Here is a 16,028-nt window from a genome sequence, read left to right as displayed (position 1 = left end):
GGTGCTGGTGGCGGGAGCAGTCAAAGGCAGGGTACGGCAGTTGCGCCGATTATAGAAAGCGGCCCTGCCGTGGGCCTGGCGCGCCGGGGTGGGCTGGTTAGTGCCCACAAACCATGCTATAGTCTTGGGCTCTCCGGAAATCCGTCCGGGGAGCTTCCCATTCTCGAGAGGTCCTCCATGTACGCGGTCATAAAAACCGGTGGCAAGCAGTATCGCGTTGCTTCCGGCGAAAAGATCAAGGTAGAACAGATTGCTGCGGACGTTGGCCAGGAAATCGTGCTCGACCAGGTGCTCGCCGTCGGTGACGGCGGTGGCCTGAAGATCGGCACTCCCCTGGTGTCCGGTGCCACCGTCAAGGCGACGGTGGTGGCGCACGGCAAGCACGACAAGGTGCGCATCTTCAAGATGCGCCGTCGCAAGCATTACCAGAAGCACCAAGGCCATCGCCAGCAGTTCACCGAACTGCAGATCGGCGCGATCGCCGGTTCGAAGGAGCAGTAACCATGGCACAGAAAAAGGTGGCGGCTCCACCCGCAACGGCCGCGATTCGCAGCCGAAGATGCTGGGCGTCAAGGCGTTCGGCGGCGAGCTGATCAGCGCCGGTTCCATCATCGTGCGCCAGCGCGGCACCCGGTTCCATGCCGGCAGCAACGTCGGCATCGGCAAGGACCACACGCTGTTCGCGCTGGTCGACGGGCACGTGACCTTCGCGGTCAAGGGCTCGCTGAACAAGCACACCGTGAGCGTGGTTCCGGCCTGAGTTAATCTCGCCTGCATCCGGCAAGGACAAAGCCCCGACCTGTCGGGGCTTTGTTTTTCCTCCCCGAACCCATGAAATTCGTCGACGAAGCCTTCATCGACATCGCCGCCGGCGATGGGGGAACGGCTGCGTCTCGTTCCGCCACGAGAAGTACAAGGAATTCGGCGGCCCCAACGGTGGTGACGGCGGTCGCGGCGGACACGTGTTCGCCGTCGCTGACCCGAACCTCAACACGCTGGTGGACTACCGCTTCTCGCGCAGGCACGAAGCGAAGAAGGGCGAGCACGGCATGGGCTCCGACATGTTCGGTGCCGCCGGGGCGGACATCACGCTGAAGATGCCGGTGGGCACCATCATCAGCGACGCCGAAACGGGCGAGGTGCTGCACGAGCTGCTGACGCCCGGCGAAACCATCGTGCTGGCCAAGGGCGGCGATGGCGGCTTCGGCAACATGCGCTTCAAGAGTTCGATCAACCGTGCCCCGCGGCAGAAGACGCCGGGCTGGCCGGGCGAGCGCAAGAACCTGAAGCTGGAACTCAAGGTGCTGGCCGACGTCGGCCTGCTCGGCATGCCCAACGCGGGCAAGTCCACGCTGATCGCCGCGATCTCGAATGCGCGGCCGAAGATCGCGGACTATCCCTTCACCACGCTGCATCCCAATCTGGGCGTGGTGCGCGTCGGTCCCGAACAGAGCTTCGTGGTCGCCGACGTGCCGGGGCTGATCGAGGGCGCGGCCGAGGGCGCCGGCCTGGGCCACCAGTTCCTGCGCCACCTGCAGCGCACGCGCCTGCTGCTGCACCTCGTGGACATCGCACCGTTCGACGAAGGCGTCGATCCCGTGCAACAGGCCAAGGCCATCGTCGCCGAGCTGAAGAAGTACGACCAGGCGCTGTACGACAAGCCGCGCTGGCTGGTGTTGAACAAGCTGGACATGGTGCCGGCCGACGAGCGCGAGGCGCGGGTGAAGGACTTCACCAGGCGGCTGCGCTACAAGGGGCCGGTGTTCCAGATCTCCGCGCTGACCCGCGAAGGCTGCGAGGACCTGGTCAAGGCGGTGTACCAGCACGTGAAGGCGCAGCAGCTGGCCGAGCAGCCGCAGCACGTGGAGGTCGACCCGCGCTTTGCCGAAGGCGATGCGGTGGACCCGCGCTTCGCGCGCGGCGAGGCCGATCCCAAGTCCACGAATTGACGCCGGCATGACCGCCGCAGTGGCCACGCCCCTGAACGCCGACCAGCAGAACCTGCTGCGCGGTGCAAAGCGCATCGTGGTCAAGGTCGGATCGAGCCTTGTGACCAACGAGGGCCGCGGCCTCGACGAGGCGGCCATCGGCGAATGGTGCCGCCAGCTCGCACTGCTGGCGCGCGACGGCCGTGAACTGATCATGGTCTCCAGCGGCGCCATCGCCGAGGGCATGAAGCGCCTCGGCTGGACGACGCGCCCGCAGGAGATCAACGAGCTGCAGGCGGCAGCCGCGGTCGGCCAGATGGGCCTGGCCCAGATGTACGAGACCAAGCTGCGCGAGAACGGCTTGCGTTCGGCGCAGGTGCTGCTCACGCACGCGGACCTTGCCGATCGCGAGCGCTACCTCAATGCGCGGTCCACCCTGCAGACGCTGCTGTCGCTGCAGGTGCTGCCGGTCATCAACGAGAACGACACGGTCGTCAACGACGAGATCAAGTTCGGCGACAACGACACGCTCGGTGCGCTGGTGGCCAACCTGGTCGAGGCCGACGTGCTGGTGATCCTCACGGACCAGAAGGGTCTGTACACCGCGGATCCGCGCAAGGACCCGGCGGCGCAGTTCGTGCACGTCGGCCGCGCCGGCGATCCGGCGCTCGAAGCCATGGCCGGCGGCGCGGGCTCCAGCCTGGGCAAGGGCGGCATGATCACCAAGATCCTCGCTGCGTCGCGCGCGGCTCGCTCGGGCGCTTCGACGGTCATCGCCTGGGTCGCGAGCGCGACGCGCTGCTGCGGCTGTCCCGCGGCGAAGCCATCGGCACGCTGCTGGTGGCGCCCACGCAGAAGAGCCAGGCGCGCAAGCGCTGGATGGCGGACCACCTGCAGTTGCGCGGCGCCGTGCTCGTCGACGACGGCGCGGCCGCCAAGCTGGTGGGCGAGGGCAAGAGCCTGCTGCCGATCGGGATGACTGGTGTCGACGGGGAGTTCTCGCGCGGCGACGTGATCGCGGTGCGCGACACCACCGGACGCGAGATCGCGCGCGGCCTCGCCAACTACGCGAGTGCCGAGGCGCGCCTGTTGTGCCGCAAGGCATCCGCGGACATCGAGCGCCTGCTCGGCTACATGGCCGAGCCCGAGATGATCCATCGCACCAATCTCGTCGTGACGCGCTAGCGTCGCGGCGGCGAGTCAGCGCGCTTCGTTCAGGAACCGGTAGTTGGGCGCTTGCGCCAGGTCGCGAGCGATCTGGTCGGACGAGCGATTGGGCGCTTGTCCCAGGCAGGCGCCGGTGCGGGCCACCACCAGGCTGTGCCGGGCGGACGGGTCCTGCAGCGACTTCCAGCCCTGCGTCGTGGGCGTCCAGTCGCCGTCGCGCGCATGCCGTGCATAGACGCGCACTTCGGCCGTGTCGCAGCGCAGGCCTTCGTAGTACGCGTTCACGGCGCCGCCTTGACCTTGGCCGATGACGACATAGCGCACGACGCGATCGGGGCCGATGCGGATCGACGCGGGATCGACGCCCCAGCGCAGTTCGGAGCCGCGACCCACCTCGACGGGAACGAGGCCCTGCAGCTTGAGCGCCGGCGGTGGCGGGGCTTCACCTTCCTGCCAGTCGGCCGTCGACGGGATCACCTGCGCCGCGGCGCAGGTGCAGGCCATTGCGAGCAACCAGCCCGCGATCTTACGGAGCACGGTTGCCTTCTTCGCGCCGCGCCGCATTCAGGCTGGCTTGCGGATCGGGCTCGAACGTCGCGCCGGGGGGCAGTTCCAGCGAAGCTGGCGGGTGGCCGTCGGCCGGCTGGTCGTGGTGACCCTGATCGCGGGAGCGCATGCCGCTGCGCAGGTAGCGGTTGCGATGGTCGTGGCGCGGCACGAAGCGGGCGAGCTCGGTCAGCGCCATTTCGTACACGCCGCGCTTGAATTCGACCACCACGTCCAGCGGCACCCAGTAATCGTTCCAGCGCCAGGCGTCGAACTCGGGATGGTTGGTGGCGCGCAGGTTCAGGTTCCAGTCCTGGCCCGTGAGCTGCAGCAGGTACCAGATCTGCTTCTGGCCCTTGTAGTGGCCGCGCGCATCGCGGCGGATGTAGCGATCGGGGACTTCGTAGCGCAGCCAGTCGCGAGTGCGCGCGATGATGCGCACGTGCTCGGGCTTGAGCCCGACTTCCTCGTGCAGTTCGCGGAACATCGCCTGTTCGGGCGTCTCTCCGCGATCGATCCCGCCTTGCGGAAATTGCCAGCTGTGGGTGCGGATCCGCTTGCCCCAGAACACCTGGTTTTTCTGATTGAGCAGGATGATGCCGACGTTGGGCCTGAAGCCGTCCCGGTCAAGCATAATCAAACCCCAAACTTGTGAACTGAGTCCATTATGCACGCCGCCTCGCGTGCACGCCAAGAGCTCAGCCGTCCTCCTTTCCCCCGATGAAAGCCTCCCAGTTCCTGATCTCCACGCTCAAGGAAGCGCCCGCCGATGCCGAGGTGGTGAGCCACAAGTTGATGATGCGCGCGGGCATGGTCAAGAAGCTGGGCGCCGGCATCTACACATGGATGCCGATGGGACTGCGCGTGGTGCGCAAGATCGAGGGCATCGTGCGCCAGGAGATGAACCGCGCCGGCGCCGTCGAACTGCTGATGCCGGTGATCCAGCCGGCCGAGTACTGGCAGGAAACCCGCCGCTGGAACACGATGGGCCCCGAGTTGATGCGCGTGAAGGATCGCCACGATCGCGACTTCATCGTGCAGCCCACCAGCGAGGAAGTGGTCACCGATGTTGCGAGGCAGGAGTTGCGCAGCTACAAGCAGCTGCCGCGCAACCTGTACCACATCCAGACCAAGTTCCGCGACGAGCGTCGTCCCCGCTTCGGCGTGATGCGCAGCCGCGAATTCATCATGAAGGACGCGTACAGCTTCGACCGCGATCCTGCCGCGGCCAAGGCCAGCTACGCCACGATGGCCAAGGCATATCGCGCCATCTTCGACCGCTTCGGCCTGCGCTACCGCGCGGTGGCGGCGGACAGCGGCGCCATCGGCGGTGATCTGTCCGAGGAATTCCAGGTCATCGCCGCCACCGGTGAAGACGCGATCGTGTACTGCCCGCAGAGCGATTACGCGGCCAACATGGAGAAGGCCGAGGCCCTCGCGCCGACGGCCGCGCGTCCCGCTGCGCAGCACCGGATGGAAAAGGTGCCCACGCCCGGCAAGAGCACCTGCGGCGAAGTCGCCGAACTCCTGAAGGTGCCGCTGAAGACGACGGTGAAGTCGCTCGTGCTGGCGACCGACCAGGTGAACGAAGCCGGCGAAGTGGTGAAGTCGCAGGTGTGGCTGCTTCTGCTGCGCGGCGACCACGACATGAACGAGATCAAGGTCGGCAAGGTGGCCGGCCTGGACGCGGGCTTCCGCTTCGCCACCACCGCCGAGATCCTCGAGCACTTCGGGACACCGCCCGGCTACCTGGGCCCGATCGGGCTGAAGAAGCCGGTGAAAGTTGTGGCCGACCGCGACGTGGCCGTGATGGCCGACTGGATCTGCGGCGCCAACGACGAGGGCTTCCACATCACCGGCGTCAACTGGGGCCGCGACCTGCCGGAGCCCGACGCGATTGCCGACCTGCGCAACGTCGTCGAAGGCGACCCGTCGCCGGACGGCAAGGGCCCGCTGGCCATCGAGCGCGGCATCGAGATCGGCCACATCTTCTATCTGGGCACCAAGTACAGCGCGCCGATGAATGCCACGTTCCTCGACGAGGCGGGCAAGCCCCAGCTGATGGAGATGGGCTGCTACGGCATCGGCATCACGCGCCTGCCGGCCGCGGCCATCGAGCAGAACAACGACGAGCGCGGAATCATCTGGCCCGACGCCATCGCGCCGTTCACCGTGGTCGTCTGCCCGATCGGGATGGACCGCAGCGCCGAGGTCAAGGCGGCGGCTGAGAAGCTGCACGACGACCTCGCGGCGGCCGGCGTCGACGTCATGCTCGACGACCGTGGCGAGCGCCCGGGCGCGATGTTCGCCGACTGGGAATTGATCGGCGTCCCGCACCGCGTGGTCGTGTCCGACCGCGGCCTCAAGGAGGGGCAGCTCGAGTACCAGCACCGGCGCGTCACCGCGGCCACCAAGGTGCCGGTGGCCGAGATCGCCAGCTTCCTGCGCGGCCGCCTGGCCGCGTGATCTCCCGGCGTGCGTGGATGCCAGCGGCGGTGGCCGCGCTGGCATCCCTGCGCATTGCGCCCGCGCGCGCCGGCGCGCAGGTCGAGGAGCCGCTCGCCGACGCCGTGCGCACGGCCTTGAGTTCGGCCATCGCCAACTCGGCGCCTCCGGTTCCGCACTTCGCCAGCACCGAGGATCGGCTCGCCTATCTGCGCTGGCTCGGCGCGATGTCGCCGCGTCTTTCGCGACGCCAGGTCGACTGGCAGGAGCGCAAGGAATTCCTGCAGACGGTCTGGTACGAGTCGCGCCGCGCGGGCCTCGACACCGGGCTGGTGCTCGGCCTGATCCAGGTGGAGAGCGGGTTTCGCAAGTTCGCGGTGAGCCCGGTGGGCGCGCGCGGCTACATGCAGGTGATGCCGTTCTGGAGCCGCCAGATCGGCGACGGCGATGCGGGCAAGTTGTTCCACATGCAGACCAACCTGCGCTTCGGCTGCGTGATCCTGCGCCACTACCTGCAGCGCGAACGCGGCGACCTGTTCATGGCACTCGGCCGCTACAACGGCAGCCGCGGCCAGGCCCCGTACCCCAAGGCGGTACTCGCCGCCGGCAGGCAGTGGCAGTGGGACGACCCGGGGCCGCCGAAGGACGCCGAGGCGCTGCGCGGCGGCGGGTCCTAGGTGCGCGGGGCGCGCAGCCCTACTGGATGAATCCCATCCTCCCCTTGGCCGAGCCGGCCTTGGGCAGGTCGTCGACGGCGATGTCGCTGCGCTGGTCGAGGCGCGCGTTGCCGAACCCGGTCATCAGCGAGCGCCGCATCTCGCGCGGCGCCAGTTCGGCCAGCACGTCCAGCACGTCGTCGCCGGGCTCGGGCGCGAAGCGGCTGCCCCACCCGTGCTCGTCGCGGATCGAGCGGTACAGGTTGCGCGCGATCTGGCGCGCGGCCTCCAGCGACGGCGGCTCGATCTCGAACACGTTCATGCGATTGAGGATCGGCTCGGGAATGCAGCGCTCGTCGTTGGCCGTCATGATCCAGATCACCTGGCTGGCGTCGATGGCCACCTCGGCGAATTCGTCCATGAAGCTGCCGGCGGTGTCGTGCTCCAGCAGCCCGTACAGCGCGCCCAGCGGGTCGTACTGCGCATCGGCGGCGGCCTTGTCGATCTCGTCGACGACGATCACCGGGTTGGCGTACTGGCCGTCGACGATGGCCTCGAACACCTTGCCCGGCTTGGCGCCCTTCCATTGGGACGACGCGCCCGAGAGCAGCCAGCCCGCGGTCATGGAGCTCATGGGAACCAGGCTCATGCCGGTGCCCAGCAGGTCTGCGAGCTTGCGGGCGAAGTGGGTCTTGCCGATGCCGGGGGGCCCCAGCAGGAGCATCGGCGTGACCTCGAGGCCATCGCGCGAGTCCTGCGACAGGGCCACATGGCGCTTGACGTCATCGAGCGCGTCGATGAAGTTGGGCAACTGCTCGTACAGCGCCGACATGTCAGGGACACCGCTGGGCTTGACCTGGAACCGCTCGGGACCGCGCTCGAGCATGCGCTCGTAGGTCGTGCGCAGGTTCTCGTGGTCCTTGCTGGGCAGCTTGGCCAGCTTCCGCTCCACGTCGTGCGGCCGGAACACGTGGCGCAGGTTCGCGATGGGAAGCTTGAACGAGGATGGTTGATGGGGCACCAGACTGCGGCTATCCATGCACTCTCCTTGAACGGCTGGTTCATTCCAGCATAAGGAGTGCCTGAGTTCAACCGCGTGCGGCCCCAGCCGCGTGCAGCTGTCAGCAAAATGCCGAACAGCTTGGCAGCCGCGCGAGGCGGCTGCTGACGATCAGCCCTGCGTGCCGGCGGGGGTGCCCAGCACCTGCTGCAGTTCGCCGCTCTGGTACATCTCCATCATGATGTCCGAGCCGCCGATGAACTCGCCCTTCACGTACAGCTGCGGGATGGTAGGCCAGTTGCTGTAGTCCTTGATGCCCTGGCGGATCTCGTCGTCGTCGAGCACGTTGACCGTGGTCACGGTCTTCGGGTCGACGCCGCAGGCCTTGAGGATCTGGATCGCGCGACCCGAGAAGCCGCACATGGGAAAGCTCGCGCTGCCCTTCATGAACAGCAGCACGTCGCTGCCCTTGACCAGCTGGTCGATGCGTTGCTGAACGTCGCTCATTGCTAGAACTCCTTGGTGGTCCGCGGGCCGCTGACTTGCTGTCAATTATCCGCGTTCAGGCCAGCGTCCGCCGGAGCAGCGCTCGATGCCCGCAAGGTCCCGACGGGACGCCACGGAAGTGAAGCCGGCGGCGGACAGCAGCCCGCGAACGGCGGCGGCCTGGTCCCACCCATGCTCGAGCAGCAACCAGCCGCCGGGGGCCAGGTGTCCGGGCGCTTGCGCGACGATGGCCCGGATGTCGTCGAGGCCGTCCGGGCCCGAGGCGAGCGCCATGCGTGGCTCATGCTTCAGGGCGCCGAGATGCTCGTCGGCCTCGGCCACGTACGGTGGGTTGCTCGCCAGCAGGTCGAAGCGGCCCTCCACCGCCGCGAGCCAGCGGCCCTGGATGAAGCGCACGTCGAGCTGGAGGCGCCCCGCATTCGCCCGCGCCACGTCCAGCGCGCCTGGACTCACGTCGACGGCCGTGACCTTGGCATCCGCACGCGCATGCTTGATCGCGAGTGCGATCGCGCCGCTGCCGGTTCCGAGGTCGACAACCGAGGGCGAGCTGCGTCCTTCCAGCACTGCGAGCGCCCACTCGACCAGCACCTCCGTGTCGGGGCGCGGCACCAGCACGCGTGCATCGACTTGCAGGCCGAGGCCGAAGAACTCCTTGTTGCCCACGAGGTACGCGACGGGCTCGCCTGCGGCCCGGCGCTCGCACAAGGCCGTGAAGGATCCGAGAGCCTTCGCGTCCAGGGCGTCATCGTCATGCGCCAGCAACCAGGCGCGATCGTCCTGTGCACGACCCAGCGCATGCAGCAACAGCAACTGCGCATCGAGCCGCGCCAGGCCCCGCCGCGCGGCCTCGGCCAGCGCCTGCGCGATCGTCATGCGGTGGCGGGCGCGCCGAGCCCGATCTCCAGCTCCTCGAGCTGCTCGGCCTTGCGCGCGAGCAGCAGGCCTTCGACCAGTTCATCGAGGTCACCTTCCATCACGAACGTCAGCTTGTAGAGCGTGAGGTTGATGCGGTGGTCGGTGACGCGTCCCTGCGGGAAGTTGTAGGTGCGGATGCGGTCGCTGCGGTCACCGCTGCCGATCAGCCCCTTGCGCGTGGCGGCTTCCTTGGCCGCACGCTCCGCGCGTTCCTTCTCCTGGATGCGCGCGGCCAGCACCTGCAGTGCCTTGGCCTTGTTGCGGTGCTGGCTGCGGTCGTCCTGGCACTCGGCGACGATGCCGGTCGGGATGTGCGTGATGCGCACCGCGGAGTCGGTCTTGTTGATGTGCTGCCCGCCCGCGCCACTGGCACGGAAGGTGTCGATGCGCAGGTCGGCCGGGTTGATCTGCACCGCCTGCGCTTCATCGGGCTCCGGCAAGGCCGCGACCGTGCAGGCGCTGGTGTGGATGCGGCCCTGCGTCTCCGTGGCAGGCACGCGCTGCACGCGGTGACCGCCCGACTCGAACTTGAGCTTGCCGTAGACGCCGTCGCCCACGATGCGGACCACGACTTCCTTGAAGCCGCCCACTTCGCCCGGGCTCTCGCTCACCAGCTCGCAGCGCCAGCCCTGGCGCTCGGCGTACTTGGTGTACATGCGCAGCAGGTCGCCGGCGAACAGCGCGGATTCGTCGCCACCGGTGCCGGCGCGGATCTCCAGGAACGTGTTGCGCACGTCGTCCGGGTCCTTGGGCAGCAGCAGCTTCTGCAGGTCGTCTTCGAGCCGCGGCAACTCGGCTTCGAGCGTGGCGACTTCGTCGCGGACCATCTCGGCCAGCTCGGGATCGGCCAGCATCTCGCGCGCCTGCGCCAGCTGCGATTCGCGCTCGCGCAGCTGCTGGTACTGGGCCGCAACCTCGCTGACCTCGGCGTGCTCGCGGGTGAGGGCGCGGAAGCGCTCCATGTCCTGCACCACGTCGGGTTGCTGCAGGAAGAAGTCCAGCTCCTGCAGGCGGACCGGATAGCGCTCGAGCTGTTGGCGGAGAAAGGGCTTCAAGGGAGGTTGGGCGTTGAGGGTTGGGCGTTCAGCGGCAAGTCCGCCACGCCCGACGCTGAACGCTCAACGTCGAACGGCGGCGCGCGAGCGCCGCTAACGACCCTTGCGCAGGAAGAAGTGCTGGATGGCGGCGCTGGCGCGCTCGCGCGCCTCGGCATCGCCGGTGTGCAGCTCGGCCATGGCGCCGTGCAGCATTTTCTGCGTGAGGCCGCGCGACATGGCGTCGAGCACTGCCTCGACATCGTCGCCGCGGGCCAGCAGCTTGCGGGCGCGCGCCAGTTCGGCCGCGCGCCATTCGTCCGCCTGCGCACTGAGTTGCTGGATGAGCGGGACCGCGCCGCGCTGGTCCATCCAGTGCAGGAAGCTCTGCACGCCGGCGTCGATGATGGCCTCGGCCTGCTCGACCGCAGCCTGGCGATTCGCCTGGCCGGTCTGCACCACGTGCGCCAGGTCGTCGACGGTGTAGAGGTACACGTCCTCCAGCGCCTTGACCTCGGGTTCGATGTCCCGCGGCACCGCCAGGTCGACCATGAACATGGGGCGGTGCTTGCGCAGCTTGACCGCGCGCTCGACGGCACCGAGGCCGATGATGGGCAGCTGGCTGGCGGTGGAACTGACAACCGCGTCGAATTCATGCAGCCGCCCCGGAAGGTCGGACAGCTTCAAGACCTCGGCGCCGAACCGGGCCGCCAGCTTCTCGCCGCGTTCGAGCGTGCGGTTGGCGATGGCGATGCGGGCCGGGCTCTTCGCCGCGAAGTGCGTGGCCGCCAGCTCGATCATCTCGCCGGCGCCGACGAACAGGACGCGGATCTTGCCCAGGTCCTCGAACAGCTGGCCGGCCAGGCGCACCGCAGCCGCGGCCATGCTGATGGAATGCGCGCCGATCTCGGTGGCACTGCGCACTTCCTTGGCAACGGAGAACGAGCGCTGGAACAACTGGTTGAGGGTCGTGCCCAACGCGCCGGCCTGCTCGGCAGCGCGCACCGCGTCCTTCATCTGCCCGAGGATCTGCGCCTCGCCCAGCACCATGGAATCGAGGCCGCTGGCCACGCGGAACGCATGGCGTGCCGCGCCGGCGTCGCTCAGGGTGTACGCATGCGAGCGCAGCACCGAGGTGGACACGCCACCGGAACGCGCCAGCCAGTCGACGGTGTGGTCCAGCGCATGCTCGGGACCGGCGCAATAGATCTCGGTGCGATTGCAGGTCGACAGGATGGCCGCTTCGGGCTGCCGCGACAGGCGCGTGGCCAGGTTCTGGCGCAGCGCGTCGAGGGTCGGCGCCACCTGGTCGAGCGCGAACGCAAAGCGACCGCGCAGGTCCACCGGCGCGGTCGTGTGGTTGATGCCCAATGCCCAGACGGCCATGGCCGCGATTATAAAATCGCGCGCTCCGACAAGCACTTGGGCCAGATCAAGTCCCTGCGATGGGCACCAGCGACCTCCTGTTTCACCTGGCCGGCTTCCTGGCCCCCGCCGTCTTCCTCGCCCTGGCTCTGCCGTTGGCCACCTGGCTCCTGCTGCGATCGACGCGCGGGCGCATGCCGTTGTGGGGCCAGGTCGCGCTGGTGTTCGCCGCCAGCGCGACCGTGCTGGGCGCCGGCCTGTGGTGGTTCGGCCGCGACGGCAAGATGGCCACCTACGGCGCGATGGTCGTGGTCGCCGGCACGCTGCAGTGGCTGGCCGTGCGCGGCTGGCGCTGATCGGCGCATCCCGATGCTGTTCCTGCTCTCGCCTGCGAAGACGCTCGATTACGAGACGCCGCCGCGCCCGCTGCCGCACACCGACCCCTCCTACGTGGACCGCGCCGAGCGATTGATCGCGGTGCTGCGGCGCAAGTCGGCCCGGCAGGTCGCGGCGCTGATGGACCTGTCCGAGAAGCTGGCGACGTTGAATGTCGAACGCTACCGCGCATGGACGCCCGCCCACCACGAGCGCAATGCGCGGCAGGCGATCCTGGCCTTCAACGGCGACGTGTACGACGGCCTGCAGGCCTCGACCCTGACGGACAAGGACCTCGCCTGGGCCCAGGACCACGTGTGCATCCTGAGCGGCCTGTACGGCTTGCTGCGGCCGCTGGATCGCATGCAGCCCTACCGGCTGGAGATGGGCACGGGCCTGGTCGTCGGCAAGGCCCGCAACCTGTACCAGTACTGGGGACCGACCATTGCCGATGCGTTGAACGCCCGGCTGGAAGGCGACAAGGCGCCGGTCGTGGTGAACCTCGCCTCGCAGGAGTACTTCCGCTCGGTCGACCTCGACCGGCTGCGGGCCCGCGTCGTCGAATGCGTGTTCGAGGACTGGAAGGGCGGCCAGTTCAAGGTCATCAGTTTCTTCGCCAAGAAGGCCCGCGGCCTGATGGCCCGCTACGCCATCCGCCACCGGGTGCGCACGCCCGTGGCGCTCGAGGCGTTCGACCTGGAGGGCTACGGGTTTGCTCCGGATGCGTCCACGCCCGAGCGGCTGGTGTTCCGTCGCACAATGCAGCCATGACGACGCAGACCCAGCAGCAGATCACGCCCGAACTGCGCAAGTGGATCATCGAGCAGGCCCAGGCCGGCCATGCGGCCGAAGCCGTGCTGCGCTCGATGCTCGCTTCGGGCTGGCAGGAGGACGTGGCCATCGAGGCGATGGAGACCACGCTCAAGGACCACCTGGCCGGCCAGTCCGGACAGCAGGCGCTGCCGCCCTCGGTGCCGGTGCCCGACCCGAAGATCGACGACTCGCCGCTGTACGTCGATGCCGGCGACCGGCGCGTGCACGTGGTGCAGAACATGCAGAACCCGCGCGTGGTCGTCTTCGGCGACCTGCTGTCCGACGAGGAATGCGACCAGCTGATCGAACTGGCGCGTCCGCGGCTCGCGCGATCGCTCACCGTCGCCACCAAGACCGGCGGCGAGGAGATCAACGAGGACCGCACCAGCAACGGCATGTTCTTCCAGCGCGGCGAGAACGACCTGGTCAGGCGCATCGAGGCGCGCATCGCGCACCTGCTGCACTGGCCCGAGGAGAACGGCGAGGGCCTGCAGATCCTGCACTACCGCCCGGGCGCCGAATACAAGCCGCACTACGACTACTTCGATCCCAAGGAGCCGGGCACGCCCACCATCCTCAAGCGCGGCGGGCAGCGCGTGGGCACGCTTGTGATGTACCTGGCCGAGCCCGAGAAGGGCGGCGGCACCACGTTCCCGGACGTGCACCTCGAGGTGTTTCCCAAGCGCGGGCACGGGGTGTTCTTCAGCTACGACAAGCCGCATCCATCCACGCGCACGCTGCACGGCGGCGCGCCTGTGATCGCGGGCGAGAAGTGGATCGCCACCAAGTGGCTGCGTGAGCGTCGCTTCGACTAGCGCGCGCATGCAGGTCCGGGCGAACGGCATCTCCATCGAGGTCGAGGACAGCGGCGAGACGCACCGGCCCGCCGTGCTGCTCGTCATGGGCCTGGGCATGCAGCTGATCGCCTGGCCCAAGGCCTTCGTCGAGGGCCTGCACACTGCCGGCTACCGCGTGGTCCGCTTCGACAACCGCGACGCCGGCCTGTCGCAGTCCTTCCCGGAGCTCGGTGTCCCGAACCTGGTGTTGGAGTCGATGAAGCACCGCTTCGGGCTGCGCGTGCGCGCGCCGTACAGCATCGGCGACATGGCCGCCGACACACGCGGCGTGCTGGACGCGCTGCGCATCGAGACCTGTCACCTGGTAGGCCTCAGCATGGGCGGGATGATTGCGCAGCGGCTGGCGCTGGACGCACCCGACCGAATCGCTTCGCTCACCAGCATCATGAGTTCCAGCGGTGCGCGCTGGCTGCCGGGGCCCAAGCCGCCGGTGATGCGAGCCTTGATGCAGCGGCCCGCCGGCAACTCGGAAGAGGCAATCGTCGATCACGCGATGCGGATCTGGCGCCTGATCGGCAGTCCGGGCTTCCCGATCGACGATGCATTGCTGCGCGAACAGGTGGTGGCCGCCACGCGCCGCGGCTACAACCGCGCGGGTACGGCGCGGCAGATGACTGCCATCGTTGCCGACACCCGCCGCGCCGCCGACATCCGCGGCATGCAGGTGCCCACGCTGGTGGTGCATGGCAAGGACGATCCGCTGGTGCCCTATGCCTGCGGCGAGGACACCGCGCGGCGCATCCCGCGTGCGCAGCTGGTGGGCATCCATGGCATGGGCCATGACCTGCCGCCAGGCGTGGTCGAACGCGTGCTGCAGGTGCTGCTGGCGCATCTGCGGCAGACTGGCAGCCGATGAACACGCCCGACCAGTCGCTGCTGGGCAAGCCCGCCCCGTACCGCGACCAGTACGACCCCAGCCTGCTGTACCCGATCCCGCGCGCGGACAAGCGCCGGGAACTGGGCATCGCCGCGCAGCCCCCCTTCTTCGGCGCCGACCTGTGGACCGCCTACGAGCTGAGCTGGCTCACGCCGCGCGGCAAGCCCGTGGTCGCCATCGCGCACGTGACGGTGCCCTGCGAGACGCCGAACATCGTCGAGAGCAAGTCGTTCAAGCTCTATCTCAACAGCTTCACCAACAGCCGGTTCGCGTCGACCGACGAGGTGCTGGCGCGGCTGCGTGCCGACATCGCCGAGGCCGTGTGGCGAGGTGCGCCAGCCGCTGCTGGCATCGGCGTGCGCCTGGTGCCGTCCGAGCTGTTCGACCGCGAGCAGGTGCACGAGCTGGATGGGATGAACCTCGACCGGCTTGACATCGAGTGCTCGCACTACACGCCCGAGCCGTCGCTGCTCACCGCCGCAGTGGGCGAGCAGCCGGTGGAGGAAGTGCTGGTGAGCAATCTCCTCAAGAGCAACTGCCTCGTCACCGGCCAGCCCGACTGGGGCAGCGTGCAGGTGCGCTACGCGGGGCCGCAAATCGACCAGGGCGGCCTGCTGCGCTACCTGGTGAGCCTGCGCAACCACAACGAATTCCACGAGCAGTGCGTGGAGCGCATCTTCATGGACATCCGCCGGCAGTGCCGGCCGACCCGTCTGGCGGTCTATGCGCGCTACACGCGACGCGGCGGGCTGGACATCAACCCGTTCCGCACCAGCCATCCGCTGGCGCTACCGCCGAACATCCGGACCGCGCGGCAGTGAGCGCGGCGCGGCGGCGAGCCAGTCGCAGCGCACGCGATGCAACCGGTGCGCGCGAATGCGCCAGGCCGTGTACAGGTCGGGCGCGCACATCGCCAGCAGGCACACCGGCACGGTCCACAGCGCGCCGAACTCGAACACCGGCAGCCAGCCGATGCAGCCGGCCACCCAGAGCATCAGCATCAGGTCCCAGAGGCGAGTCTCCACGGGGTGCGTGCGGCGATGGCCCACGTGCCATTGCTTGATGCGGTGCAGTTCGTCCAGGGACATGGTCGTGATCCTTGCGAATGGATGCCGCGGGTTCAGCCTTGCACCGGAAGCACCAGCAGCCGCTGTTCGGCGGTGCTCTGTGCGCCGTCTGTGGCGCGCAGGGCGATCTCGTAACGCGTGCCTCGCATCGCGCGTTGCAGCCCGAGGGTGATGCGGAAGTTGCCGTCGGCGTCGGCCTGCACGGTCTCCTCCATCAGCAGTTGTGCGACGCTCGTGCGTCCCGCAGGCGCGGGCGGGACTGCATCGACGCGCGCTTGCACCAGCGCATGCGGGGCGGTGCGGCCCTCGACCACGAGACCGCCACGCGGATCCAGGCGGAGCGGGAACGATGGCCTCAGCACTTCGAGCAGCAGCCGGGGCGGCGCGGGTGCCGCGCCCATGGCCCTGGTGGCGACCACCTGCGAAGAGGCCTGCGCAGAGGCGGGAGCCAGCGGCACCACCGGCGTGACCATCAC

17 protein-coding genes and 3 pseudogenes are annotated in these 16,028 nt (G+C 68.5%); 11 read left to right on the top strand and 9 right to left on the bottom strand.

Annotation, left to right across the window (positions count from 1 at the left end):
* Positions 1-177: 177 nt before the first annotated feature.
* The 4 genes and pseudogenes from rplU (at position 178) to proB (ending at position 3,113) form a co-directional block, all read left to right on the top strand.
* The gene (gene rplU, locus ACPWT1_RS00595; protein WP_427913507.1) at positions 178-501 is read left to right on the top strand and encodes a 50S ribosomal protein L21; all 324 of its coding nucleotides are present in this window, start codon (positions 178-180) and stop codon (positions 499-501) included.
* Positions 502-511: 10 nt separating this feature from the next.
* Positions 512-760, top strand: a pseudogene (gene rpmA / locus ACPWT1_RS00590) (50S ribosomal protein L27); the annotation flags it as partial.
* 71 nt (positions 761-831) lie between these two features.
* A pseudogene (gene cgtA / locus ACPWT1_RS00585) lies at positions 832-1,949 on the top strand (Obg family GTPase CgtA).
* A gap of 7 nt (positions 1,950-1,956) precedes the next feature.
* A pseudogene (gene proB, locus ACPWT1_RS00580) lies at positions 1,957-3,113 on the top strand (glutamate 5-kinase).
* Positions 3,114-3,128: 15 nt separating this feature from the next.
* On the opposite strand, the gene ACPWT1_RS00575 reads toward proB, so the two are convergent.
* Both ACPWT1_RS00575 and ACPWT1_RS00570 read right to left on the bottom strand, forming a co-directional pair.
* Complete coding sequence (locus ACPWT1_RS00575; RefSeq protein ID WP_427913506.1) at positions 3,129-3,632, bottom strand: CNP1-like family protein; 504 nt, start codon at positions 3,630-3,632, stop codon at positions 3,129-3,131.
* Positions 3,622-4,275, bottom strand: a complete 654-nt coding sequence (locus ACPWT1_RS00570) for an RNA pyrophosphohydrolase (RefSeq protein ID WP_427913505.1) — start codon at positions 4,273-4,275, stop codon at positions 3,622-3,624. The genes ACPWT1_RS00575 and ACPWT1_RS00570 overlap by 11 nt, the downstream gene beginning before the upstream one ends.
* A gap of 86 nt (positions 4,276-4,361) precedes the next feature.
* Here ACPWT1_RS00570 and ACPWT1_RS00565 point away from each other — a divergent pair, with 86 nt between their 5' ends.
* Together ACPWT1_RS00565 and ACPWT1_RS00560 are read left to right on the top strand one after the other, a co-directional pair.
* Positions 4,362-6,107 carry a proline--tRNA ligase gene (locus ACPWT1_RS00565; protein WP_427913504.1) on the top strand — a complete coding sequence of 582 codons (1,746 nt, stop codon included), beginning with the start codon at positions 4,362-4,364 and terminating at the stop codon, positions 6,105-6,107.
* Positions 6,108-6,124: 17 nt separating this feature from the next.
* The gene (locus ACPWT1_RS00560; protein WP_427915620.1) at positions 6,125-6,763 is read left to right on the top strand and encodes a lytic transglycosylase domain-containing protein; all 639 of its coding nucleotides are present in this window, start codon (positions 6,125-6,127) and stop codon (positions 6,761-6,763) included.
* A gap of 19 nt (positions 6,764-6,782) precedes the next feature.
* On the opposite strand, the gene ACPWT1_RS00555 is transcribed toward ACPWT1_RS00560, so the two are convergent.
* From ACPWT1_RS00555 to hemA, 5 genes are all read right to left on the bottom strand, one after another.
* On the bottom strand, positions 6,783-7,781 hold the full coding sequence (locus tag ACPWT1_RS00555; protein ID WP_427913503.1) for an AAA family ATPase: 999 nt from the start codon (positions 7,779-7,781) through the stop codon (positions 6,783-6,785).
* Between the two features lie 132 nt (positions 7,782-7,913).
* On the bottom strand, positions 7,914-8,249 hold the full coding sequence (gene grxD, locus ACPWT1_RS00550) for a Grx4 family monothiol glutaredoxin (RefSeq protein ID WP_427913502.1): 336 nt from the start codon (positions 8,247-8,249) through the stop codon (positions 7,914-7,916).
* Positions 8,250-8,294: 45 nt separating this feature from the next.
* Positions 8,295-9,122 carry a peptide chain release factor N(5)-glutamine methyltransferase gene (gene prmC / locus ACPWT1_RS00545; RefSeq protein WP_427913501.1) on the bottom strand — a complete coding sequence of 276 codons (828 nt, stop codon included), beginning with the start codon at positions 9,120-9,122 and terminating at the stop codon, positions 8,295-8,297.
* Complete coding sequence (gene prfA / locus ACPWT1_RS00540; RefSeq protein WP_427913500.1) at positions 9,119-10,219, bottom strand: peptide chain release factor 1; 1,101 nt, start codon at positions 10,217-10,219, stop codon at positions 9,119-9,121. Before prfA ends, prmC begins: the two co-directional genes overlap by 4 nt.
* Positions 10,220-10,312: 93 nt before the next feature.
* Positions 10,313-11,584 carry a glutamyl-tRNA reductase gene (gene hemA / locus ACPWT1_RS00535; protein ID WP_427913499.1) on the bottom strand — a complete coding sequence of 424 codons (1,272 nt, stop codon included), beginning with the start codon at positions 11,582-11,584 and terminating at the stop codon, positions 10,313-10,315.
* Between the two features lie 59 nt (positions 11,585-11,643).
* Here hemA and ACPWT1_RS00530 point away from each other — a divergent pair, with 59 nt between their 5' ends.
* Genes ACPWT1_RS00530 through queF form a run of 5 tightly spaced genes read left to right on the top strand, consistent with a single transcriptional unit; the run spans position 11,644 to position 15,306 of the window.
* Positions 11,644-11,919: a hypothetical protein gene (locus ACPWT1_RS00530; RefSeq protein ID WP_427913498.1), complete on the top strand. Its 276-nt coding sequence runs from the start codon at positions 11,644-11,646 to the stop codon at positions 11,917-11,919.
* Positions 11,920-11,932: 13 nt separating this feature from the next.
* Positions 11,933-12,709, top strand: a complete 777-nt coding sequence (yaaA, locus tag ACPWT1_RS00525) for a peroxide stress protein YaaA (protein ID WP_427913497.1) — start codon at positions 11,933-11,935, stop codon at positions 12,707-12,709.
* Positions 12,706-13,566, top strand: coding sequence for a 2OG-Fe(II) oxygenase (locus ACPWT1_RS00520; protein WP_427913496.1), 861 nt, complete (start codon positions 12,706-12,708; stop codon positions 13,564-13,566). Before yaaA ends, ACPWT1_RS00520 begins: the two co-directional genes overlap by 4 nt.
* Before the next feature lie 7 nt (positions 13,567-13,573).
* A complete protein-coding gene (locus ACPWT1_RS00515; protein WP_427913495.1) occupies positions 13,574-14,464 on the top strand; it encodes an alpha/beta hydrolase in 891 nt (296 codons plus the stop codon).
* Positions 14,461-15,306: an NADPH-dependent 7-cyano-7-deazaguanine reductase QueF gene (queF, locus tag ACPWT1_RS00510; RefSeq protein ID WP_427913494.1), complete on the top strand. Its 846-nt coding sequence runs from the start codon at positions 14,461-14,463 to the stop codon at positions 15,304-15,306. The genes ACPWT1_RS00515 and queF overlap by 4 nt, the downstream gene beginning before the upstream one ends.
* Here queF and ACPWT1_RS00505 read toward each other — a convergent pair.
* Positions 15,274-15,573 (bottom strand): hypothetical protein, encoded by a 300-nt coding sequence (locus ACPWT1_RS00505; protein ID WP_427913493.1) that lies wholly within the window; start codon positions 15,571-15,573, stop codon positions 15,274-15,276. The two genes, queF and ACPWT1_RS00505, sit on opposite strands and share 33 nt — an antisense overlap.
* Before the next feature lie 32 nt (positions 15,574-15,605).
* Positions 15,606-16,028 carry a hypothetical protein gene (locus ACPWT1_RS00500; protein WP_427913492.1) on the bottom strand — a complete coding sequence of 141 codons (423 nt, stop codon included), beginning with the start codon at positions 16,026-16,028 and terminating at the stop codon, positions 15,606-15,608.

It is taken from the genome of Ramlibacter sp. MMS24-I3-19, from assembly GCF_050320135.1.
Taxonomy (GTDB): Bacteria; Pseudomonadota; Gammaproteobacteria; order Burkholderiales; family Burkholderiaceae_C; genus Ramlibacter.
Note: the sequence above shows the minus strand (reverse complement) of the source record. Positions and strands in the feature narration are given on the sequence as shown.

Coding starts and splice junctions, on each gene's coding strand:
- rplU (WP_427913507.1), top strand. CDS start 178: ATGTACGCGGTCATAAAAACCGGTGGCAAGCAGTATCGCGTTGCTTCC.
- ACPWT1_RS00530 (WP_427913498.1), top strand. CDS start 11,644: ATGGGCACCAGCGACCTCCTGTTTCACCTGGCCGGCTTCCTGGCCCCC.
- ACPWT1_RS00560 (WP_427915620.1), top strand. CDS start 6,125: ATGCCAGCGGCGGTGGCCGCGCTGGCATCCCTGCGCATTGCGCCCGCG.
- ACPWT1_RS00505 (WP_427913493.1), bottom strand. CDS start 15,573: ATGTCCCTGGACGAACTGCACCGCATCAAGCAATGGCACGTGGGCCAT.
- ACPWT1_RS00565 (WP_427913504.1), top strand. CDS start 4,362: ATGAAAGCCTCCCAGTTCCTGATCTCCACGCTCAAGGAAGCGCCCGCC.
- ACPWT1_RS00520 (WP_427913496.1), top strand. CDS start 12,706: ATGACGACGCAGACCCAGCAGCAGATCACGCCCGAACTGCGCAAGTGG.
- queF (WP_427913494.1), top strand. CDS start 14,461: ATGAACACGCCCGACCAGTCGCTGCTGGGCAAGCCCGCCCCGTACCGC.
- hemA (WP_427913499.1), bottom strand. CDS start 11,584: ATGGCCGTCTGGGCATTGGGCATCAACCACACGACCGCGCCGGTGGAC.
- ACPWT1_RS00570 (WP_427913505.1), bottom strand. CDS start 4,275: ATGCTTGACCGGGACGGCTTCAGGCCCAACGTCGGCATCATCCTGCTC.
- yaaA (WP_427913497.1), top strand. CDS start 11,933: ATGCTGTTCCTGCTCTCGCCTGCGAAGACGCTCGATTACGAGACGCCG.
- ACPWT1_RS00555 (WP_427913503.1), bottom strand. CDS start 7,781: ATGGATAGCCGCAGTCTGGTGCCCCATCAACCATCCTCGTTCAAGCTT.
- ACPWT1_RS00515 (WP_427913495.1), top strand. CDS start 13,574: ATGCAGGTCCGGGCGAACGGCATCTCCATCGAGGTCGAGGACAGCGGC.
- prmC (WP_427913501.1), bottom strand. CDS start 9,122: ATGACGATCGCGCAGGCGCTGGCCGAGGCCGCGCGGCGGGGCCTGGCG.
- grxD (WP_427913502.1), bottom strand. CDS start 8,249: ATGAGCGACGTTCAGCAACGCATCGACCAGCTGGTCAAGGGCAGCGAC.